The organism is Desulfovibrio sp. JY (genome assembly GCA_021730285.1).
Taxonomy (GTDB): domain Bacteria; phylum Desulfobacterota; class Desulfovibrionia; order Desulfovibrionales; family Desulfovibrionaceae; genus Solidesulfovibrio.
Map to the genome: position 1 here is coordinate 1,750,742 of CP082962.1, position 22,343 is coordinate 1,773,084.

Sequence of the window (22,343 nt, forward strand, 5' to 3'; positions counted from 1 at the left end):
ACGGCTGCATTCCGGTTGTCGCAAAAAAGGCCGGGCCCCAGGAGGGGCCCGGCCGGCGTCGGTCATGGTGCTGCGGTCGGTTTAGAAGGTGTACTTGAAGCCGCAGGAAACCTTCCAGGCGTCTTCGGCCTTGTTGGCCAGGCGGCGGCCCCAGACGGTCTTCTGGAACTGGCTCGGATGGGCCCAGCCGGTCTCGAGGATCAGGGCCAGGTTTTCATACAGCATGTACTTGGTGTCGAAGTTGAGCCCGATGACCCATTCCTTGTCGGTCAGGTCGCGGCCCATCTGGAAGATCGGATTGCTGCCGAGCACGAAGTTGGCGTAGCGGATGGCCTTGGCCGAGTTGTTGCCGTGGACGTAGGCGAAGGTGAAGCGCTGAGTCAGCTTCTCGATGAAGCTGATGTTGTTGAGCGAGGCGCCAAAGCCCCAGTTGCCCACGGGCGAGATGCCCATGTTGGAGCCCTTGACCAGTTCCTGGCCGCCGTCGAACAGGAAGCTGTTGCCGGCGTTCCAGGAGATGGTGCCGCCCTCGTGCTCGCCGCCGCGGCCGGAGCCGGGGAAGAAGTTCGGCATGCGCTCGGAACCGTTGCGGGTGGAGCTGTCCTCGCCGGTGGACCAGAAGCCGAAGGCCTGGGGCGTGAGCACGTCCCAGCCGGTGTACTCGGCCGCAGCGTCGATGAACCAGCCGTTACGCACGTTTTTCGCGTACTCGTTCATGCCGTGCTGACCCCAGATGACGTCGGCGTAGAACTTGAAGGGGTCGAGCGCCAGCACTTCGAGGGTCGTGCCGGCCCACAGGGCGGTGATGAAGTTGTTCTTCCAGCCCACGGGCGCCATGCTGAAAAGACCCGAGGAAATGAGGCCCTCGGCCCAGCCGGCTTCGGTCAGGTAATGGCCGCCCTTGCCGCCGACGCCGAAAAGGGCCCACGGCGTGGCCTTGAAGCCGTCCATGGTGAACGGCAGGGCCAGCATGTAGCCTTCCTCGTTGGAATAGATCGAGGTGGTGGTCGGGGCGTAGGTGCGGTCACTGGCGATGGTGCGCACGTAGGCCAGGACCATGGACAGGTGATCCTGAATCAACGGGGCGGTGATGATCAGCGACGAGACGTTTTCGTCGAAGACCACGCTGCCGGCGAAGAAGGACGACTGCGGAATGGAGGCCGGCTGGAGACCGGCGCTGACCTGGACGTCGCAGCCGGGCCACTTGAACTGCAGGTAGGCCTGATAGACTTCCACGGCCACGGTCGGGTTGGCGGCGGTGAAAGTGCCATGCCCCCAGACGTCCTCGACGAGGATGCCCAGGCGGAACTTGACGGCCTCGTTGGCGATGAAGTCGGAACGCAGGCGGAAGCGTTCCCAGATCTCGAAGCGGTCTTCCGTTTGGGAGCCGGCGGGCCGGATGTTGCCGGCCTCGTTGGTCCATTTGGCGGTGTTCCAGCCGGTGAAGTTCCGGTTGGCGAAAAAGTTGCCGTAAACGAGCGCGTCGCCCGTCATCCGCACCTCGGTGGCTGCCTGGGCGCGGACGGCGGCCGTGAGCATAAGCGCGGCCGCGATGATGCACAAAAGACGTTTCATGTTCCCTCCTCCGTGGCGAGTGTTTCCCCATTCCCCAACCGACGCCGTGGAAAACGCAACGGACCCGGGTCTGGTGTCGACCCGGGTCCCGGACGGTCGCGGCCTAGAAAGGCAGCGGCTTGCCCGAAAGCAGTAAAAAGGCCGGGATGTAAAGCCCGACCGGGACCCATATGATCAGCGACCAAGCCACAATCTTGGCCGACAGTTTGCCGTAGGCGTTCAGCCACACCTCAAGGGTCAGCACCGTGTAGCCGGCACAGGCCAGCGTGAAGTAGTTGCTGCCTTTGACGTGGTAGTACAACAGCATATAGATGAAGGAGATAATGGCCACCGTCAAGCTTACGTTGCCGACGGAGCGCATGTTGTCGAGCCCGGTCAGCAAGGCGTAGGCAACCACGCAGTACAAGAGCCCGTGGGCGAAAAGCAGGCCTGCCGTAAAAGCGTCATTCTGGATGGCGTTTACAAACGCGCCGATCACGACGCAGATGCCCACAAAAGCGCAGATAGCGCCCGTTCCCTTGGCCTCGCCGTAGCCGAGAAAGAGCAGGGCCACAGGCAGCCACATCAATGATATGGCGATTAAAATAGCCAGCGTCATCACACCCCCCCACCGTTACTGGTTGAACTCTTCGAACTCCTCCTGTTACACCAAGCGTTTACGTCGTAAGCCGCCGCGCCGCCGCAAAGAGGCGACGCTGTCTCCGACAGTTTCCGGGCCTGGCGCGAAAGCCGCCGCGCCGGCCCCGGACCAGGTGCGCGCCATCGCGCCCTGGTGGCCGTTTTGGATGCTTCGCCTATGGCAAATACCGATCCGAAATGAATATTGTATTATTTCAGTATGCTAAAAAATCATGTGACGGTTGTGGGGCGTGTCGTGGGACTTGGGCACCTTGATTTCTCAAGGAATTTCGGCGGCGAATTGTTGCGATTTGGGAGTATTTCATTAAAAAACAGTATGTTGTTCGGGTAAGGAATTTTTGCCACAAGGGGTGCGGCTGTTGGGTCATAGTTTCCCGGTTGTTTGAACCGGGTAATACTTACCCGCGAAAAAAAGTGCCGGGGCGGAAATACCCCCGACGGGAAACTGGGCGGCCGTGTTGCAAGGCCGGGCAAGGCGGGCTAAAGGTGGCCACAACGCAATCTGGGCGTTCGCGCACGCCCGGGTTGCCGGCGAGACGCCCAAAGGCCCAAGACGGCCGGCGTCGCGCCCGGACGACACGCGCGAGTGCAATACCGCTCTCGAAACGCCGGCTGACGGCTTTCGTGAAGCGCAAACGGACGCCCTGGGCCTTCCATCGGCGGGGAGAGAGTATGTGCGGCATCATCGGGTACTGCGGACACCGGCCGGCCATTCCGGTCATCGTCGAAGGTCTCAAGCGGCTGGAATACCGTGGCTATGACTCCGCCGGCGTGGCGTTTTTGCAGGGCAAGGACCTGATTACGGTCAAGGCCGAGGGCAAGCTGGCGGGCCTCGAGGCCAAGCTCGCCGCCCAAAACGTCTACCTGGCCACCTCCGGCGTGGGCCACACCCGCTGGGCCACCCACGGCCTGCCCACCGAGAAAAACGCCCATCCCCATCTCGATGCCTCCCGCTCCATCGCCCTGGTCCACAACGGCATCATCGAGAACTACCAGGACCTGCGAAAGGAACTGGCCGAAGCCGGCGTGCGCTGCGTGTCCGAGACCGACACCGAGGTCCTGGCCCAGCTCGTCGGCCATTACTATAAGGAAAAGGGCTCCCTGGCACAGGCCATCTCCAAGGCGCTCTCCCGGGTCGAGGGCTCCTACGCCATCGTGGTGGTCAGCCGCGACAACCCGGGCATGCTCTACGCCGCCCGCAAGCAGTCGCCGCTGGTCATGGGCGTGGGCGTGGGCGAGAACTTCCTGGCCTCGGACATCCCGGCCTTTCTGCCCTACACCCGCGAGGTGGTCTTTCTCGACGACGGCGAGATGGCCCGCATCGACGCCGGCTCCTGGCAGGTCCTGGACGTGGCCACGCTGACTCCGGTGGAAAAAGAGGTGCAGCACATCTCCTGGGACGTCAGCGCCGCCCAGAAGGGCGGATTCAAGCATTTCATGCTCAAGGAGATTTTCGAGCAGCCGCGCGTCATCGCCGACTGCCTGGCCGGCCGGGTGCAGCGCGGCTCGCAGCAGGTCGTCCTGCCCGAGCTCGAAGCCATGGACGCGCCCGAGCGCCTTTTTATCGTGGCCTGCGGCACCTCGTACCACGCCGGGCTGTGGGGCATGTACCTCATGGAGCAGTGGGCCGGCATCCCGACCCGGGTGGAGATCGCCTCCGAGCTGCGCTACCGCGAACCGGTGCTCGGGCCGGGCGACACGGTGCTGGCCATCAGCCAGTCCGGCGAGACGGCCGACACCCTGGCCGGCATGCACCTGGCCAAGGCGCGCGGGGCGCGGGTCATCGGGCTTTGCAACGTGGTCGGCTCGAGCGTGGCCCGCGAGGCCGACGTGGTGGTCCACACCCAGGCCGGACCGGAGATTTCCGTGGCCTCGACCAAGGCCATGTGCTCACAGCTCACGCTTTTAACGCTCATGGCCATGGTTTTCGGCCGGAAAAAGGGCGTGTTGCCGGCGGAGGTGGCCGCGCACTGCGTGCCGGCCCTGGAAGGGCTGCCGGCGCTTTTGGACGGCATTCTGCCGGCGCTTCGGGAGCGCGCCAGGGAGCTGTGCCGGGTGTATTCCGAAGCCCGCAGTTTCCTGTTTCTCGGCCGGGGACTTTGCTATCCCCTGGCCCTCGAGGGGGCGCTCAAGCTCAAGGAGATTTCCTACATCCATGCCGAAGGCTACGCCGCCGGCGAGATGAAGCACGGCCCCATCGCGCTGATCGACCCCAAGTTTCCCACCTTCGCCCTGGCCCCCCGCGACGGGCTCTATCCCAAGGTCAAGTCCAACCTCCAGGAGGTCCAGGCGCGCGGCGGCAAGATCATCGCCCTGACCCAGCCCGGGGCCGACCTCGACGTGGACCACCCCTGGGAGATCCCGGCGGCCTGGGGACCGCTGTCCACCTTCCTCATGCTGCCGGCGCTCCAGCTTTTCGCCTACGAGATGGCCGACTACCTGGGCAAGGACGTGGACCAGCCGCGAAACCTCGCCAAGAGCGTCACCGTGGAGTAGGCTGCCGCTGTGGCACGGATGACGGCGTTTTTCGGGAGACTGGCCGCGGCCCTGACGGTCGTGGCCCTGGCGGCGTTCCTGGCGGCGGGAGCGGCCCGGGCCGCGGACGTGGCCTCGGGCTATCAGGCGGCGGTCAAGGAATTCAAATCCCTGCGCGACGATGCCGGCTCCAAGGACCGGCGCGACCTGTGGAAGGCGCTCGACGCCAAGCTGGCCGCCCTGGCCAAGGCGGCGGGCAAGGACCCGCTCGGGGCCAAGATTCTCTATTACGAGGCCTGGACCAACGCCGAATTGGCCGAGCGGTCCTACCTGGACGCGGACTGGGAGGCGGCCGCGTCCCTCTACGCCCGGGTGGCCAAGGCCTATCCCCGCCATGCCTGGAGCGACGACGCCTTGCTGCGCCGGGCGGCCATCATGGCCGAGCACCTTAAAAAGCCCGACGCGGCCAGGGCGGACTTGCAGCGCCTCCTGCGCGACCACCCCAAGGGCGACATGGCCGCCCAGGCCCAAAAGCTCCTGGCCGCCATGGACGCCGACGCCGCCAAGGACAAGCCGGAGGCGGCCAAGGCGAAAGCGCCGGACAAGGCTCCGGACAAAGCCTCGGCAAGCGCCAAGGCCGGCGACGCCCGAAAATCCTCCGGCCCCCCGGCCGCCACCTCGGCCCGGCCGGCGCTGCTCAAGCGGGCGCTGGTCAAGGCGGGTTCCGGCGGCGGCAAGCTCACCCTGACCCTGGACCGGGAAACGACCTTTCGCTACCAGCTCCTCGACCAGAAGCGCGGCAACGGCGAGCAGGTCAAGCTCCTGTATATCGACCTGGACAATACCCGCACCGGCTCCGCCATCCCCTCGGAAAAGCGCTTCGCCAAGGGCGTGGTGTCCCGTATGCGGGCCGGCTATTTCACGCCGGAAACCGTGCGCGTGGTCCTGGAGCTCGACGGGGTGCGCCAATACGAGATCCATTCCGAGGACGGGCCGTTTCGCATCGTCCTCGATCTGGACGGGGAGGCCGGCGGCGGGGGGAAAGGCCAGTTCCGGGCCGAGGCCTCCGGCAAGGGCAAGGGCAAAACCGCCCAATCGGCGGACGATGACGCGGCCTCGGACAAAAAGACCCAGGTGGCCAAGGCCGCGCCGGAAAAAACGGACCGCAAGCCGCTGACCCCGTCGGCGGCCGGGAAGAAGAACCTCGGCAGTTTGGTCGAGCAGCTCGGGCTTTCCGTGCGCACCGTGATGATCGACCCCGGCCACGGCGGCAAGGACCCCGGCGCCCAGGGGCTTTACGGCGTGACCGAAAAGGACGTGAACCTGCGATTCGCCAAGGAGCTCGGCGCGATACTGCGCAAGCGGGGCTTCAAGGTCCTCTATACCCGGACCACGGACGTGTTCATCCCCCTGGAAAAGCGCACGGAGATGGCCAACAGCCAGGGCGCGGACCTGTTTGTCTCCATCCACTGCAACGCCCACGGCGACCCCGATTCCTCGGGGCTCGAGACCTATTCCCTGAACCTGGCCAACTCGCGCGACGCGGTGCGCGTGGCCGCCCGGGAAAACGCCGCTTCCCAGAAAAAAATCAGCGATCTCCAGGCGATTTTAAGCGACCTGATGCTGTCGTCCAAGACGTCCGAGTCCAAGGACCTGGCCAAATTCGTGCAAAAGCGCGCCATAAGCGAACTGCGCGGCATGTACCGCATCCGCGACCGGGGCCCCCACGAAGCGCCTTTTTTCGTGCTTATCGGGGCCAACATGCCGGCCGTGCTGGTGGAACTTGGCTACATCACCAATCCGGCCGAGGCCAAGCGCCTCGGTTCCGACGCCTATCTGCACAGGCTGGCCGACGGGCTGGCCGACGGCATCGTCGCCTACAAGAAACGCATCGAACGCTACGCCAAAATCTGACCAGAGGTTTTCCATGCCCCAGCCGCACCGTTTCGACGACCGCCTCATCGTGGCCCTGGACCTGCCCACGGCGCGGGAGGCCTTGGAGATGGCCGATCGCCTCGCCCCGGCGGTGGGATTTTTCAAGGTAGGCTTGCAGCTTTTCCTCGATGCCGGTTTTTCCGTGTGCGACGCGCTGGCCAAGCGGGGGTTCAAGGTCATGCTCGACCTCAAGTTCCACGATATCCCGCAGACCGTGGCCATGGCCACGCGCCAGCTCGCCGGCCACGACATCGCCCTGACCACGGTGCACGGCTATCCCCAGGTGGTGGCGGCGGCGGCCAAAACCAAGGGCGCGACCAAGGTCCTGGCCGTCACCGTGCTGACGAGCCTTGGCGTGGACGAGTTGCAGCAGACCGGTTACGCCGGGTCCTTAGTCGACCTGGCCCGGCTGCGGGCCGAGGCGTCGCTTGCCGCCGGGGCCGACGGTGTCGTGTGTTCGCCCCTGGAGGCGGGGGCCCTGCGCCGCCACCTTGGCAGCCTGCCCGTCATCGCCACCCCCGGCATCCGCTCCCTGGACAGCGCCCCGGACGACCAGACCCGCACCGCCACCCCGGCCGCGGCCATCGCCGCCGGAGCCACGCACATCATCGTCGGCCGCCCCATCACCAAGGCCCCCGACCCCCTCGCCGCCGCCCGGGACATCCTGCGGGAGATCGGTTAGCGCGGCAGGCGCGACCGCTTCTTCACGCCCGTCGCACCTCGACGGTGTTGTCGTTGAGCGTCGTGGCCTCGCCGAGGTCCGAGAGACGCTCGTGGTGCAGGGTGTTGACCAGATTGCCGTTGGCGGACTGGCTGGCCTTGAAAACGCCTGTCGCGGCGACCACGCCTTTGGCGACAAGAGGCGTGACGCGGGCGACGAAGGCCACCTCCCCGAGGTCGTTATGCGCCATGACGGCGTCGCCGTCGTCAATGCCGCGCGCGGCCGCGTCCCCGGGATGCATGGCCAGGGTCATCGGCCCGCGACGCGTTACCAGCCCTTCGCGTTCCAGAAAAACGGAGTTGAGCGTCTCGACGCTCGGCGCGGCGATAAGCCGCAGGGGATAGGGGCCGCCGTGGTTCTCCCGATACCCCGGCATGGGCGCGGCCAGGGCGGCATTGACGATTTCCATCCTGCCCGAGGGCGTTTTCCAGGCGGTGTGGTCGGCATACGGGACGGAGATCAGTCCGCCGCGTCGCAATGTCTCCCGTTGCCCGTCGGAAAGCCCCTGCAACGCGGGCATCGGATGGCGTAGCAGTTCTTCGAGCAACGCTTCCTCGCCACGGTCGAAAGGGCTGTCCGTATAGCCCATGGCCTGGGCGAGCAGACGGAAGATGTCCCAGTTGCTTTTGCAGGCGCCCGGGGCGGGGATCGTCTTGTAGGCCGTGCCGAAGGTGCAGTAGCCGTAGGAGCTGTAACAATCGGTGTGTTCGACCGAGAACGTGGCGGGGAGGATGATGTCGGCATAACGCGCCGTGTCGGTCATGAACCGTTCGTGCACGACGGTGAACAGGTCCGGGTTGCCCAGCCCGCGCCGGATGCCTTGCTGGTCGCAGACCGAACCGACCGGATTGCTGGCATACACATGCAGGCAATGGATCGGCGTTTGCGATTGGTCGGGATTGAGCGCCGAGGCCAGCTTGTTGATGTTGACCCTGCGCGCGGTGTTTTCGCGCAAATCCGGGCGGGTGATGCGCCTGGCGTCCACATAGGGGCCGCCGCCGGGATCGCAGCCGCACAGCCCGCCGCCCCGGCGCTTCCAGGCTCCGGTGAACGCGGACAGGATGGTGATCAGGCGCACGGTCATGCCGCCGTTGCCGTGGCGCGAGTTGCCGCTGCCCAAAATGATGGCCGGTGCGGACGCTGTGGCGTATTCCCGTGCCAGGGCGACGATGACGCGTGCGGGAACCCCTGTCACGCCCTGCGCCCATAACGGCGTGTTCGCGGCGAGGGAGGCCTTGAATTCCTCGAAGCCGAGGCTTTCCTTTTCCAGAAAATCGAAATCGGCCAGGTTCTCCGCGACCAGGACATGCATCAGGGCCAGGGCCAGGGCCCCGTCCGTGCCCGGGGTGACCAGCACCACCTGGTCGCAGTGGGGAGCCATATCGTGCGCGTAGCTTTCGATAAGGACGACGCGCCTGCCGCGTTTTCGCGCCCTGAGCAGGTCCGCCATGCCCTGCAGCCGTGTGGCCTTCATGTTGGCGCCCCAGACGAGGAAGAAATCGCTGTCGTCGAGTTCCCTGGGATCGAGACAACCGGTCCTGCCCATGACCGCCGCATACCCGGCGCTCTTGGCCGAGGCGCACAGGGTCTTGACCAGGGAGCATGCCCCCATCTTGTTGAACAGGGCCTCGCCGCAATTGCGCTGGATATGGCTCATGACCCCCGAGTAGTAAAACGGCAAGATGGAGTCCGGCCCCGATTCGCGAAGCGCGCGTCGCCATTGCGCCGTGATGGCCGCAATGGCCTCGTCCCAGGAAATCGGGGCGAACCGGCCCGACCCCTTGGCGTCGATACGCTTAAGCGGCGTGAGAATCCGGTCCGGCGCATGGATGGACTTCTCGTAGCGCCGCATCTTGCCGCAGATCTTGCCGTGGGGCGCGGGGGCGTCGGGATCGCCCTGCACGCCCACGATGCGGTCGCCGTCGGTTTTGACCAGCAGGCCGCAGGTGGTGGGGCAGTCGTAGGGACAAATGGCTTTCTGGAATGGCATGTCACGCTCGAAAAAGATGGTTCTGCACAGGGCGTATCGCCGTCGGTGCATCTGCTTTCGCTATTTGCTTTACCGCCTTGGAAACCTATTGAAAGTTTTGGGGAGGGGAGAGCGCGAGAGGGGAACCCTTTTTCCAAAAAGGGTTCCCCTCTCGCATCCTCTTCGCCCTTCCTCCTCTATCTTCCCCCCACGCCGTGCTGGGTGAAGCGGGCACGTTTGCCTTTCTTGGCCGCTTCCCAGGTGGGTTCGCTCCAGGCGAGGGGCGTGCTGCGGGCCGGGGTGACCGTGACCGGCGAGGCGTCGAAGCCGGCCACGTCGACGTGCACATCGCCGGGGATGGCCATGGCCTTGGGATTGAAGGAGGCGAAATAGGCGGCGGCGTCGGCCACGGTTGCCGCGTCCCAGACCGCGCCGGGGAGTTTTCGCGCCACGCCGAGGGGGCCGGGCAGGGTGCGCACCTTGAAGACGAGGTCGTCCGGGCCGAGGGTGGCTTCCAGGCGCGCGTTGTCCGCTTGGTTGCGGCCGATGGCCAACCAGCGGTTGCCCGTCCAGTATTGCCGGCCGATATTGGCCAGGGCGAAATCCGCCGCCGTGGGCGCGGGCTTGTGGATGAAAAGCGGGAAAAAGCGCTTGGCCGAGGGTTCCTCGGTCAGCAGGCAGCCGCCGGCCGGGGTGGGGATTTCGGTCAGGCCGAAGGTCTTGGCCAGGAGCATCTGGTCCTTGCGGCCGCGTCCGGAGATGGCGTGGAGCCGCGTACGGTCCACGAGCCCGGAGGTTTCGGCCTCGGTTTCGGGCAGGCGCTTGGCGCAAAGCGGCCGCAGGAGCAGTCCCCGCGTGGCCGAGTCGCGACTGATGATATTGAGCGCGTCCAGGCGCTGGGACATGGGCCGCTGGCCGATGACCTCGCCGGAAATGATGAACGACGCGCCGTAGGTCGGCAGCAGCTCCTTGGCCAGCCGCAGCATGAGGATCTTGCAGTCCACACAGGGGTTTAAAAATTTCCCCAGGCCGTGGGCCGGGCCGGCGGCCATCATGGCGACGTAGGCGTCGGCCACGTCCACCGGGAGGATGTCGAGCCCGTAGATGTTCTGCCAATGGTCGATCTTGTCGGGCTTGCCGAAAAAGGGGCTGACAAAGTGCAGGCACAACACGTCGAGCCCTTGGGCCATGACGGTTTTGACGGCCAGGATGCTGTCGAGGCCGCCGGAGAAAAGGGCCAGGGCGTGGTAGGATTTCATGCGGCGTAGCTAAGGGTTCGCCGGCCGCCTGGCAAGGGGCCGCTCCGTCGGCCGCCGAAGTTGCCGGTCGGCAGGGATTTTGCTATGAAGCGCACTTTGCGCCTCCACACTGTTTCCTAGGAGTTGGCGACATGGCCCGCAAACCAGCCCAGTCCCCGGAAGATTTCCGCAACGAAGCCCTGGCCACCGCGCTCACCACCATCGAGCGCAAGCACGGCCAAGGCGCTGTCATGCGCCTGGACGACGCGGCCCATGTGAAGATCCCGTCCATCCCCACCGGCTCTATCGGTCTCGATCTGGCCCTTGGCATCGGCGGCATCCCCAAAGGGCGCATCACCGAGATTTACGGCCCGGAATCCTCGGGCAAAACCACGCTCGCCCTGCACATCATCGCCGAATCGCAAAAACTCGGCGGCACGGCGGCCTTCATCGACGCCGAACACGCCCTGGATGTCAACTACGCCCGACGGCTCGGCGTCGACACCCCGGAACTGCTCATCTCCCAGCCCGACTACGGCGAGCAGGCCCTCGACATCGCCGATCTGCTCGTGCGCTCGGGAGCCGTGGACGTGGTGGTCATCGACTCTGTCGCGGCGCTGATTCCCCAGGCCGAACTCGAGGGCGAGATGGGCGAGACCCAGGTCGGCGGCCAGGCGCGGCTCATGTCCCACGCCATGCGCAAGCTGACCGGCACCATCCACAAGTCGCAGACCTCGGTCATCTTCATCAACCAGATCCGCATGAAGATCGGCATGACCGGCTACGGCAGCCCGGAAACCACCACCGGCGGCAACGCGCTCAAATTCTACGCCAGCGTGCGCCTGGACATCCGCCGCATCCAGACCCTCAAGGACAAGGAAGAAACCTACGGCAGCCGCTGCCGGGTCAAGGTGGTGAAAAACAAGGTCGCGCCGCCGTTTCGCGAGGCCCTGTTCGACATTCTTTACGGCACGGGCGTTTCCCGCGAAGGCGAGCTTATCGACATGGGCGTGGACGCCGGCATCGTGGACAAGTCCGGGGCCTGGTTCTCGTTCGGCTCCGAGCGCCTGGGCCAGGGCCGCGACAACGTGCGGGCCTTTCTCCAGGAGCATACCGACATCCGCGACCAGATCGAAGGCAAGCTGCGCGAACACCTGGGATTCGCCGAGGGAACGCCGCCGCCCATCTCCCCCGAGGCCATCGAGGAAGAAGACGGCATGTAATGGCAAGACCGGGGCGTCTTGCCCCGGCCCCGCCCCTGCCTGGGGTCAAAAGGGATTCGACGATGTGCGCCAAAGCGTTGGCGTGCCCGTCGAATCCCTTTTGGCCCCGCGAAGGGCGCATGCGCAATGAAACAATAACCCTGACCTTCTTCATGAAAGGGGGGCCGGAGGGGATGATCCCCCCCGGTGGGGAGGTCCCGGAGGGCGACGCCGCTTCGGGCTCCCCCTCCAGCGGAGGCATACGACGATGATGACGGCTCATGAAATCCGCGCCAAATTCCTGGACTTTTTCGCGGCCCAGGGCCATCGGAAAGTGGCCTCCTCCCCGCTGATTCCGCGCGAGGACCCGTCGCTGCTTTTCACCAACGCCGGCATGGTCCAGTTCAAGAAGGTCTTTCTCGGCCAGGACAAGCCCGGCTACAAGCGCGCCACCACCTCGCAGAAGTGCCTGCGCGTGGGCGGCAAGCACAACGATCTGGAAAACGTCGGCCGCACCGCCCGCCACCACACGTTTTTCGAGATGCTCGGCAACTTTTCCTTTGGCGACTACTTCAAGGAAGACGCCATCCGCTTCGCCTGGACTTTTCTGACCGAGGTCATCGGCCTGGACAAGAGTCGGCTCTACGCCACGGTCTACCTCGACGACGACGAGGCCTTCGGCCTGTGGCAGAAGGTGGCCGGGCTCAGCCCGGACCGCATCTACCGCCTGGGCGAGAAGGACAATTTCTGGTCCATGGGCGACACCGGCCCCTGCGGTCCCTGCTCGGAGATCATGTACGACCGGGGCGAGGAGGTTTCCTGCGGCCCGGACTGCGGCATCGGCTCCTGCGACTGCGACCGGTTCCTGGAAATCTGGAACCTCGTGTTCATGCAGTACGACCAGCTGGAGTCTGGCGAGCGCGTGGCCCTGCCGCGCCCGAGCATCGACACCGGCATGGGCCTCGAGCGCATCGCCGCCGTGGTCCAGGGCGTGCACTCCAATTTCGACATCGACCTGTTCCAGACCATCATCGCCACGGCGGCGTCCATTGCCGGCGTGACCTACGGCGCGACCGACGAGCAGGACACGGCCCTTCGCGTCATCGCCGACCACAGCCGGGCCGTGGCCTTCCTGGTGGCCGACGGCGTCATGCCCTCCAACGAGGGCCGGGGCTATGTGCTGCGGCGGCTCATTCGCCGGGCCCTGCGTTTCGGCAAGCTCATCGGCCTGTCCGATCCCTTCCTGTTCAAGACCGCCGGCACGGTGGTCGAGGTCATGGGCGACGCCTATCCTGAACTTGTGGCCACGCGCGATTTCATGGAGCGCATGGTGCGCGAGGAGGAGGAGCGTTTCGGCGTGACCCTGGACAAGGGGCTGGCCATCCTGGCCGAGGAGCTCGACCGCATGGAGGCGGCCGGCGAAAAGACCATCACCGGACAGTTCGCCTTCAAGCTCTACGACACCTACGGATTCCCGCTGGACATCGTCAACGACGTGGCCGGCAAGCGCGGCATCACCACCGACGAGGACGGCTACAAGGCCTGCATGGCCGAGCAGAAGGCCCGGGCGAAAAAGGCCTGGAAGGGCAGCGGCGAGACCGACCCGGCGGTGCTGTTTCTGGAGCTGCTCGAATCCGGCATGAAGTCCCGGTTCGTGGGCTATGAGACGCTTGTCGCCCAAAGCCGCGTCAACGCGCTCATTTCCGCCGAGGGCCAAGCCGTGGAACGGCTCACCGCCGGCGAGACGGGCTACGTCGTGTGCGCCGTGACCCCCTTTTACGGCGAATCCGGGGGCCAGGCCGGCGACGTCGGCGCCATGACCACGCTGACCGGCAACGCCACGGTGACCGGCACCATCAAGGCCGGCCCGGAGCTGACCGCGCACCACATAACGGTTGCCGCAGGCGAAATCCTGCTCGACCAGGAGGCCGATCTGGCCGTGGATACGGCCGTTCGCGCCGCGACCGCCCGCAACCACACCTGCACGCACCTGCTGCACAAGGCGCTCAAAAACGTGCTCGGCGCTCACGTCAACCAGGCCGGGTCGCTGGTGACCCCGGACCGGCTGCGCTTCGACTTCACCCACATCGCGGCCCTGACCCCGGACGAACTGTCCCGGGTGGAGGACGAGGTCAACGCGTCCATCCTGCTCGACGCGCCGGTGACGACCGAGGTCCTGCCCATCGAGGCGGCCCGGTCCAAGGGCGCGACCGCCCTTTTCGGCGAGAAGTACGGCGATACGGTGCGCGTGGTCGAGGTGCCGGGCGTGTCCATGGAATTTTGCGGCGGCACGCATCTTTCCGCCACAGGCCAGGCCGGCAGCTTTCTGATCCTGTCCGAATCGGGCGTTGCCGCCGGCACGCGGCGCATCGAGGCGGCCACGGGACTTAACACCATCAAGCACGTGCGCGAGATGCGCGGCGAGCTCGACGAAAGCCTGCACGTGGCCAAGGCCAAGGCCGGGGAGTTGCCCGCGCGCATCAAGAAGCTTCAGGACGACATCAGAGCCCTGACCAAGGAAAAGGAACAGCTCGCCGCCAAGCTGGCCTCGGGCCAGGGGCGCGACCTGCTTTCCGGCCTTGAGGATATCGGCGGGGTCAAGGTGCTTTGCGCCAAGGTCGACGCGCCGAACATCAAGGCGCTTCGCGAGGCCATGGACGATCTGCGCAGCAAGGTTCCGTCCGGGGTCGTGGCCATCGCGGCCGAGCAGGACGGTGGCAAGGTGAGCCTCATCGTGGCCGTGAGCAAGGATTTGCACGGCCGTTTCACCGCGCCGGCGCTGATCAAAGAAGCGGCGGCGGCGGTCGGCGGCTCGGGCGGCGGCCGTCCGGACATGGGGCAAGCCGGCGGCACCAATCCGGCCGGCATCGAGGAAGCCTTCGCCAAGGTGAAGGCGGCCGTGGCCGGGTAGTTTTTTGGTCTGAAATGATCGGGGCGCCGCCCCGAACCCCGCCGGGGCTTATGCCCCCGGACCCCCGGCACCGGGGAATGGGCGATGATACATAGCAGGGCGGTTCCGTAGGGAGCCGCCCTTTTTTGTCGCACAGGCAGGGGGCTCAGGCGATGGCCTTGCTCCCCGCGCTACGGCCTTCCGCCTCGAGCGCCTGCATCAGGGTTTCGAGGTTGCGGGTCTGTCGGGACAGTTCGCCGACGGCCCGCGCCGCATCGGCCATGGACCGCGAGTTGGCCTCCGCGATGGAATTGATCGCGTCGATGGAGTGGTTGATTTCCTCGCTGGTCGCGGATTGCTGTTCCGCCGCCGTGGCGATGGAGTGGACCTGACCCGAGGCGTCATCCACCAGATGCACGATTTCCGCGAGCGCCTCGCCGGCCGTGGCCGCAAGCCCATGCGCCTCCTCCACGGCCTGGCCGGACTGGACGACGTTTTCCACATTGCGGCTGGTGCCCTGCTGGATGCCCGAGATGGCCTCCCCCACCTCCTTGGTGGCGGTCATGGTCTTTTCGGCCAGCTTCCTGACCTCGTCGGCGACCACGGCGAAGCCGCGCCCGGCCTCGCCGGCCCGGGCCGCCTCGATGGCGGCATTTAAGGCCAGCAGGTTGGTCTGGTCGGCGATGTCGGAAATGACGTTCATGATGCGGCCGATATCCTTGGCCTGCTCGCCAAGCCGGCCCATGTCCTCCTTGAGGGCTTCGGACCGGGTCAGCACCCGGCCGATGCTTTCCACCATCCGGTTGACGACGTCCGCGCCGCCTTCCGCCTTGTTGTGGGCCGCGTCGGTCGTTGTGGCGGCGTTGGCGGCGTTTTTGGCCACCTCGAGCACGGTGGCGTTCATCTCTTCCATAGCCGTGGCGGTCTCGGCCATGCGCTGGGACTGGTCCTGCGCGCCCTGGTTCGATTCCTCGATGCGGGCCGAAAGCGCCGTCGATTCCTCGGAGATGACGCCGACCACGCCTTCGAGCTGCTGCGCCGCCTGGAGCTGGCCCTCGGCCTTGGCCCGGTGCGCCTGTTTCGTGGCCTCTTCGGCCATGCCGCGCGCCTGTTCCGCCGCCCGGGCCTTTTCCTCGGATTCCCTGGTCTTGGCTTCGATGGCGGCCATGTTGGCCCGAAGCGTGCCGACCATGGTGTTGAGCGCGCGCTGCATAAGGGCGGCCTCGTCCTTGCCGGCGGCGTCGAGCCGGATGTCCAGGTCTCCTTCGGCGCAGCGCTCGGCCGCGTCGGTCGCCTGCCGGATGGGGCCGGTGATGGAGGCGATGATTACCAGGCACAGGCCGATCAACACGATCAGGCCCGCGCCGATGCCGGTGAAGATGCCGGTGAGCACCGAGTGGATGTGCTTTTCGCTTTCGGTCCGGATGGCGTCCTTGGCCCGGTCCACGTTGTCGATGTAGATGCCGGTGCCAAGCCACATGTCCGTGCCGGGGATCATGGCGGCGTAGCCCAGCTTCGGCTGGTCGCCCTGGCCCGGCTTGGGAAAGATGTATTGGACGAATCCGCCGCCGCTTTTGGCCTTTTCCATCATCTTGCGCACGTAGTACACGCCGTTTGCGTCCCTGGCTCCGCCGAGATCCGTGCCCTGTTTGGCCTTGGCCGGGGGTAGCGCGACATTGATCGTCCCCTGGTAGACGAAGAAATAGCCCGATTTGTCCTCTTCGAAGCGGACAGAGTCCACCATGGCGCGGATGCTTTCGATGCGTTTGGCCGGATCAGGCTCGTTTTTGATGGCCTGACCGATGGCTTCGGCCAGGGTGTTGGAAGCCACGGCCAGTTTTTCCCGCTGTCCCTGCATCAGAATGTCCTGGGCCACTTCGATGGTATGGTGCAGTTGTGTGCGCATGCCCGTATAAAACGTCAGAACGACAGCGCAGATGAAGATCGCAAAAAGGCCAAGAAGCAGGATGAAGCGCCAGGTTATGGAGATATTGCGGAGGAAGGCGGCAATTCCGCTGGACGTTGCCGTAGGAGCGGTCATAGCGTTCTCCTTTGGTCAGGCGGGAACCTTGCGAAACGAATTTTTCTTTTACGATACCTCGCTGTCGCTGGTTGTTCAATACGGATAAGGCTCGCCATTGTCTTCAAAGGCCAAGGGACGTCGGGCCAGCGACGCTGCGTCGCCGTGAAATGGGGAAATCTATGGGTAAGGCTACGCCAGTGTTTCGTAGTAGTCGCAAAGCGACCGGACCAGGAACGCCTCGTTCCAGACGTCTTCCATGAAGGCGCGCGAGGCCGCGCCGATCTCCCGCCGCGCCCCGGCGTCGCGCACCAGTTCGCCCAGGACGTGTTCCAGCTCCGTTGCGTCATGGGCCAGGACCCAGGGCAGGGTGTCGCAGTGGAAAAAGTCCCGGATGGCGGCCCTGTTCCAGGCGTCGAGCCCGGCGATGACCGGCGTGCCCTGGGAGAGCGCCTCCAGGGATGACATGCCGAAATAGCCCTGCATGTGGTCGAAGACGATGTCGCAGGCCTGCTTTCTGGCCAGGCAGTCGACGTGGCTGGCGTCGTCGATGATGTCCCAGGTCAGCTGGGGCAGTTCCGCCTTGAGGCGCTCGCAGACGGCCAGCAGTGTGTCCGTGTTCTTGAGCTCCTTGCGGGTGGGGGAGTGGCCAAGGCGCACCGTGCCGTCGGGCCGACGCGGATGGGGACTGTAGGCCGGGTCGCCTTCGGGCACGAGGTTCGGCTGCCAGCGCGCCCCGGGCAGTTTCGGCAGCAGGTCGGGCGTGCTGACGAGCAGGTTTGTGCGGCCGAGCTCCCGGTATTTCTTCTGGAAAAACTCCGGGTCGGACCGGAAGGCGTGGTGGCCGTGGTGGTGGTGGACGATCTTCTTGCCGGCAAGAAACGGCGCGGCGGTGATCTCCCCGAGCGGCATGTGCTCGTCGGCCAGCATGTGAAAATGGAAGACGTCGGCCGTATCGAGCACCTCCGCCAGTTCGTCGCGCCCGGCCGCGTCGAGCCAGGGCACATGCAGGTCCTTGGGGTAGAGATGGTTGTAGCGCAGCTGGGTCGTGACCAGCCGGCAGGTGTGCCCGGTGAGCCGGTTTATGGCGCTTCGAAAGAGCGATCCCGTGCCGGCGGGATCGTTTTCGGCAATCATGACGATACGCATGAAGCGTCTGTAACCACCTGGGCCGGAGAGTCAACCGGCGGCGCGGAGGCCTTGCCCCGGGCAAAGCACAGGGCCGCCGCCACGAGGCTGGCCGCGCCGGCGTCGTCGGCGGCGGCGTCCAGGGTTTCCAGACGGCATATGAGCGGCCCGGGATCGGCTGCGCCACGGGGCAGGCCCAGGCGCTGCAAGGCGTCGGCGACCTGCCGTCGCATTTCGCCGCGCTGGCGCATGTCCCGGCAACAGGCGCGGGGGGTGCTTGCGGCCAGTCCCCGGATATTCCCGGCGGCTTTGGCCGCGTCCCTGGCGCCAAGGGCCGCCGCGCGTCCGGCCCGGGCCCCGAACACCAGACAGGCCGAGGCCATGGCCCCGCCCAGCCGGTTGGCCCCGTGCATGCCTGTGGCGCATTCCCCGACGGCGAAAAGCCCGGGCACGTTGGTTGCGCCCGTGGCGTCGATCAGCGCCCCGCCGTTTGTGGCCTGGGCGGCCAGGACGATCTGGGACCGCGAGGCTCCCTCGGTCACGGCGGCGATGCCCAGCGCGTCGGCCTGATCCAGGACGAAACGGTCCAGGGCGGCGTCGGGCAGGCCATGCCCCAGCGGGCAGTGGCCCTCGCGTCCGGCCGCCGCCGCGCGGATGTCCCCGGGCAGGTCGACCGGCCGGCCGGCTGCGTCGCAAAGGACCGCTTCGCCGGTCGCCAGTCGCCACACGGGCCAAAACCGCCTTGTCGCGGTGCCCATCCACAGCCACTGCATGAAGGCCGTATTGGCCATGTCCGTCCCGGCCGCGGCCAGCAGGCCATGCCCCCAGCCGCTGCCGCCCCGTCCGGCCTGGTTGTGGAGCCACAGCCCGGCCGTGCCGCCCATGGCCGCGATCGTCTCGCGGGCCGGGGCGACGAATCGGCGCCCGGCATAGTCCTCCAGCAGCGCCCCGCGCACCCGGCCGCCGTCCGGGTCGCGCAGCAGGGAAAGGGCGGTGAGCCCCGGCGAAAAACGCCCGCCCAGGGAAAGGACGTGGCCATGCAGGGCCTCGTAGGCGGCGGGCAGGTCCTCGATGATCACGGCGCGACGGGAATGCGGGGAAAAACAGGAGGGCTGGCCGGCGAGGCCGCCGTCCGCATCCCGTCGCAAGGGCACTCCCAGCGCCTCCAGTTCCCGACAGCGGGCGGACGCCTCGGCGGCCAGCACGGCCACAAGGTCGGGGCGGACACGGCCCGGCCGGCCAAGTTCGGTCGCCTCGCGGCAAAACGCCTGGCGCGCGGCGTCGTCGGCCGGCACGTGCAGTCCAAGGCGCCCGTTGCGGTTGGCCAGCGACGACCCCGTTGGCCCGGGCCAGGGCGCGACCACGGTCACGGCCGCTCCGGGAACGGCGGCAAGGGCCGCCTGGGCCGCGCACAGTCCGGCCAGTCCGGCGCCGAGGATCAAAACGTCACAAGGGGGCAGGGCGTTTATGTCGAAATCCATACAGCCTCCGGCATGGCTGCCTCATACACCGGTCCGGCTGTTCAGGGAAATCTTTCTCCCCATGCGAGAGGCGCAAGGGGGGTGTATTTTCATCGGAAAAATGGTACAGTGATTTTGAACCTGTAATAAGCGTTCTTTTCGGCAGCGGCACGGTCTGTGGCGTCTGGGGGTGGCATTTTGACCCATTTTTTCCCGACGGCTAGCGCACTTTGTCTTGTTGCTTCTAATATACTATATTTTAAAGATATTTTTAGGCAGGGCCAGGCCTTGTCCACTCCCCTTGTTGCAGACGGACGTCTCAGGGGGAGTCGTTCCATGGGTGCCTGCTTGCGACCTGTTTTTATCAAAAGCCTGTATAAACAGGCTTTTTTTTGTTGGTCCGGTTATTGCTGTCTACGGGGCAGACGCGGAGAAAAACGGCCTGACTTGGCGCGGGTGGCGGCAGGCATGGCCCAAAGTAATAAGCCCCCCTAGATTGTGAAAATAATCACAATCTCCGTGGGCAGGAATGCGGCGGGGACAAAGGCCGCAAGGTCGCCAGGGCACAAGGTGCGGCGGCAGGCATACCGCCCCGTTTTCCCAAGAACTTTAAAATGCCACAAGGAGAGGTGTTTTTGTATGCAAAACTCAACTTGCCAAGCGGTCGGCGAATGCAGGGTGCCGGAGCATGCGGTTTTGCCGCAGCCGTTGTACCGGGAAGTCGTTCAGTTCATTGAGTCCCTTCCCCAGAAAGAAGGCCATCTCGTCACCGTGCTCCATAAGGCTCAAAGTGTTTTCGGCTATCTGCCCATCGAAGTGCAGCAGTTCGTGGCCGATTACATGGAAGTTCCCCTGGCCCAGGTCTACGGCGTCGTCAGCTTTTACACGTTCTTCACCATGGTGCCCAAGGGCAAGTATCCCATTTCCGTGTGCATGGGCACGGCCTGCTTCGTCAAGGGCGCGGACAAGGTGGTCCATGCCTTCAAGGAGCAGCTCAAGATCGACATCGGCGACGTGACCCCGGATGGCAGGTTTTCCATCGACACCCTGCGTTGTGTCGGCGGCTGCGCCCTGGCCCCCATCGTCATGGTCGGGGAGAAGGTCTACGGCAATGTGACGCCTGGGCAGGTCAAGAAGATCCTGGCCGAGTACTAGCGCAATCGCGAGCGACTTTTAGATAAGGAGCGCTTTGAATGAGCACCATCCGATCCCTCGAAGATCTCAAGGCCAAGCGCCAGGAGATTCTTGACCGCAAGGCCGTCGCAAAAGGCAAGACCATCATCAACGTGTCCCTGGCCACCTGTTCCATCGCCGCCGGCGGCAAGGTCGCCATGGAGGCCATGCAGGACGAAGTGGCTAAAAACGGGCTCACCGGCGTGGAATTCATGCAGTCGGGCTGCATGACCTACTGCTACGCCGAGCCCACGGTGGAAATCACGCTGCCGGGCAAGACTCCCGTCGTCTTCGGCGGCGTGGATGAAAACAGGGCCCGGGAACTCGTCACCGAGTACGTCATGAAGGGCGAACCGGTCGAGGGAATCATCCCCGTCAACTACGAACGGGTAGTCCTGTAAAAAAAACTACCGGGAGACGACGATATGGCAGCGACGACCACGGAAAAAAAGCAGCTTCGGATCGCCACCCGCAATTGCGGCTTCATCGATCCGGAAAATATCGACGACTACATCGCCCTGCGGGGCTATGAGGGTCTGGCCAAGGTCCTGACCATGACCCCGGCCGAAGTGGTGGACCTGGTCAAGCGCTCGGGCCTGCGCGGCCGCGGCGGCGCGGGCTTCCCCACCGGCATCAAGTGGGGCATCGCGCTCGGCAACAAGGCCGACCAGAAGTACATGGTGTGCAACGCCGACGAAGGCGACCCGGGCGCGTTCATGGACCGCGCCGTGCTCGAGGGCGACCCCCACTCGGTGGTGGAGGCCATGGCCATCGGCGGTTACGCCATCGGGGCCACCCGGGGCACGGTCTACATCCGGGCCGAGTATCCCCTGGCCATCAAGCGCCTGAAAAAGGCCATCGACGACGCCCGCGACTACGGCCTGCTCGGCGAGAACATCTTCGGCTCGGGCTTCGATTTCGACATCGAGCTGAAGTACGGCGCCGGCGCGTTCGTCTGCGGCGAGGAAACGGCGCTGATTCGCTCCATGGAAGGCAAGCGCGGCGAGCCCGTGACCAAGCCGCCGTTCCCGGCCCAGTCCGGCTATTGGGAAAAGCCCACCATCGTCAACAACGTCGAGACCTTCGCCAACATCCCCGCCATCATCATCAACGGCGCGGACTGGTTCTCCGGGATCGGCACCGCCACCTCCAAGGGCACCAAGGTCTTCGCCCTGGCCGGCAAGATCCAGAACGTGGGCCTGATCGAGGTTCCCATGGGCATCACGCTGCGCGAGGTCATCTTCGACATCGGCGGCGGCTGCCCCGACGGCAAGGCCTTCAAGGCCGTGCAGACCGGCGGCCCCTCCGGCGGCGCCCTGGCCAACAAGGACCTCGACGTGGCCATCGACTACGAGTCCTTGGCCGCCTGCAAGTCCATCATGGGTTCCGGCGGCATGGTCGTCATGGACGAGGACGACTGCATGGTGTCCGTGGCCAAGTTCTTCCTGGACTTCACCATGGACGAGACCTGCGGCAAGTGCACCCCCTGCCGCATCGGTTCCAAGCGCCTCTACGAGATCCTGGACAGGATCACCAAGGGCAAGGGCACCCGGGCCGACCTCGACCACCTCAAGTCCCTGTCCGAGATCATCAAGGACACGGCCCTGTGCGGCCTCGGGCAGACCATGCCCAACCCGATCCTGTCCACCATGGACACCTTTGCCGACGAATACGCGGCCCACATCGACAACAAGAAGTGCCCGGCCCACGTCTGCACGGCCCTGCTGACCTACACCATCGATCCCGCCAAGTGCACCGGCTGCGGCCTGTGCACCAGGGTCTGCCCGGTGGAGTGCATTTCCGGCACGAAGAAGCAGCCGCACACCATTGATGCCACACGGTGCATCAAATGCGGCGCCTGCTACGACAAGTGCAAGTTCGACTCCATCATCAAGCAATAAGGATCCAAGGAGGTCCG

15 protein-coding genes are annotated in these 22,343 nt (G+C 65.4%); 8 read left to right on the forward strand and 7 right to left on the reverse strand.

Annotation, left to right across the window (positions count from 1 at the left end):
• Positions 1 to 81: 81 nt before the first annotated feature.
• Complete coding sequence (locus tag K9F62_07860) at positions 82 to 1,575, reverse strand: outer membrane homotrimeric porin (protein UJX42571.1); 1,494 nt, start codon at positions 1,573 to 1,575, stop codon at positions 82 to 84.
• Between the two features lie 103 nt (positions 1,576 to 1,678).
• Entirely contained in the window at positions 1,679 to 2,173 is a 495-nt protein-coding gene (locus K9F62_07865) for a transporter (protein UJX42572.1), read from the reverse strand.
• A gap of 713 nt (positions 2,174 to 2,886) precedes the next feature.
• On the opposite strand from K9F62_07865, the gene glmS reads away from it, so the two are divergent.
• From glmS to pyrF, 3 genes are read left to right on the forward strand one after another with little or no spacing between them, the layout of a single operon-like run.
• The gene (glmS, locus tag K9F62_07870; protein ID UJX42573.1) at positions 2,887 to 4,710 is read left to right on the forward strand and encodes a glutamine--fructose-6-phosphate transaminase (isomerizing); all 1,824 of its coding nucleotides are present in this window, start codon (positions 2,887 to 2,889) and stop codon (positions 4,708 to 4,710) included.
• Positions 4,711 to 4,719: 9 nt separating this feature from the next.
• Positions 4,720 to 6,603, forward strand: a complete 1,884-nt coding sequence (locus tag K9F62_07875) for an N-acetylmuramoyl-L-alanine amidase (GenBank protein UJX42574.1) — start codon at positions 4,720 to 4,722, stop codon at positions 6,601 to 6,603.
• Positions 6,604 to 6,616: 13 nt separating this feature from the next.
• A complete protein-coding gene (pyrF, locus tag K9F62_07880; GenBank protein ID UJX42575.1) occupies positions 6,617 to 7,306 on the forward strand; it encodes an orotidine-5'-phosphate decarboxylase in 690 nt (229 codons plus the stop codon).
• Positions 7,307 to 7,328: 22 nt separating this feature from the next.
• Here pyrF and K9F62_07885 read toward each other — a convergent pair whose 3' ends face one another.
• Positions 7,329 to 9,335, reverse strand: a complete 2,007-nt coding sequence (locus K9F62_07885; GenBank protein UJX42576.1) for a molybdopterin-dependent oxidoreductase — start codon at positions 9,333 to 9,335, stop codon at positions 7,329 to 7,331.
• A 176-nt stretch (positions 9,336 to 9,511) separates the two neighbouring features.
• Positions 9,512 to 10,573 carry a tRNA(5-methylaminomethyl-2-thiouridylate) methyltransferase gene (locus tag K9F62_07890; GenBank protein UJX42577.1) on the reverse strand — a complete coding sequence of 354 codons (1,062 nt, stop codon included), beginning with the start codon at positions 10,571 to 10,573 and terminating at the stop codon, positions 9,512 to 9,514.
• A gap of 131 nt (positions 10,574 to 10,704) precedes the next feature.
• Here K9F62_07890 and recA point away from each other — a divergent pair, with 131 nt between their 5' ends.
• Both recA and alaS read left to right on the forward strand, forming a co-directional pair.
• Positions 10,705 to 11,775, forward strand: a complete 1,071-nt coding sequence (gene recA, locus K9F62_07895; GenBank protein ID UJX42578.1) for a recombinase RecA — start codon at positions 10,705 to 10,707, stop codon at positions 11,773 to 11,775.
• Between the two features lie 247 nt (positions 11,776 to 12,022).
• Positions 12,023 to 14,665, forward strand: a complete 2,643-nt coding sequence (alaS, locus tag K9F62_07900) for an alanine--tRNA ligase (protein UJX42579.1) — start codon at positions 12,023 to 12,025, stop codon at positions 14,663 to 14,665.
• Between the two features lie 145 nt (positions 14,666 to 14,810).
• On the opposite strand, the gene K9F62_07905 is transcribed toward alaS, so the two are convergent.
• The 3 genes from K9F62_07905 to K9F62_07915 all read right to left on the reverse strand — a co-directional run bounded on the left by K9F62_07905 (position 14,811) and on the right by K9F62_07915 (position 19,273).
• Complete coding sequence (locus K9F62_07905; GenBank protein ID UJX42580.1) at positions 14,811 to 16,685, reverse strand: cache domain-containing protein; 1,875 nt, start codon at positions 16,683 to 16,685, stop codon at positions 14,811 to 14,813.
• Between the two features lie 171 nt (positions 16,686 to 16,856).
• Positions 16,857 to 17,813: a glycosyltransferase family 1 protein gene (locus K9F62_07910; protein ID UJX42581.1), complete on the reverse strand. Its 957-nt coding sequence runs from the start codon at positions 17,811 to 17,813 to the stop codon at positions 16,857 to 16,859.
• Positions 17,798 to 19,273, reverse strand: coding sequence for an FAD-binding protein (locus K9F62_07915; protein ID UJX42582.1), 1,476 nt, complete (start codon positions 19,271 to 19,273; stop codon positions 17,798 to 17,800). The genes K9F62_07910 and K9F62_07915 overlap by 16 nt, the downstream gene beginning before the upstream one ends.
• Positions 19,274 to 19,891: 618 nt before the next feature.
• Here K9F62_07915 and K9F62_07920 point away from each other — a divergent pair.
• From K9F62_07920 to K9F62_07930, 3 genes are read left to right on the forward strand one after another with little or no spacing between them, the layout of a single operon-like run.
• A complete protein-coding gene (locus tag K9F62_07920; GenBank protein UJX42583.1) occupies positions 19,892 to 20,407 on the forward strand; it encodes an NAD(P)H-dependent oxidoreductase subunit E in 516 nt (171 codons plus the stop codon).
• 38 nt (positions 20,408 to 20,445) lie between these two features.
• Positions 20,446 to 20,826, forward strand: a complete 381-nt coding sequence (locus tag K9F62_07925) for a (2Fe-2S) ferredoxin domain-containing protein (GenBank protein ID UJX42584.1) — start codon at positions 20,446 to 20,448, stop codon at positions 20,824 to 20,826.
• Positions 20,827 to 20,850: 24 nt separating this feature from the next.
• Complete coding sequence (locus tag K9F62_07930; GenBank protein UJX42585.1) at positions 20,851 to 22,326, forward strand: 4Fe-4S binding protein; 1,476 nt, start codon at positions 20,851 to 20,853, stop codon at positions 22,324 to 22,326.
• The last annotated feature ends 17 nt before the right edge of the window (positions 22,327 to 22,343 follow it).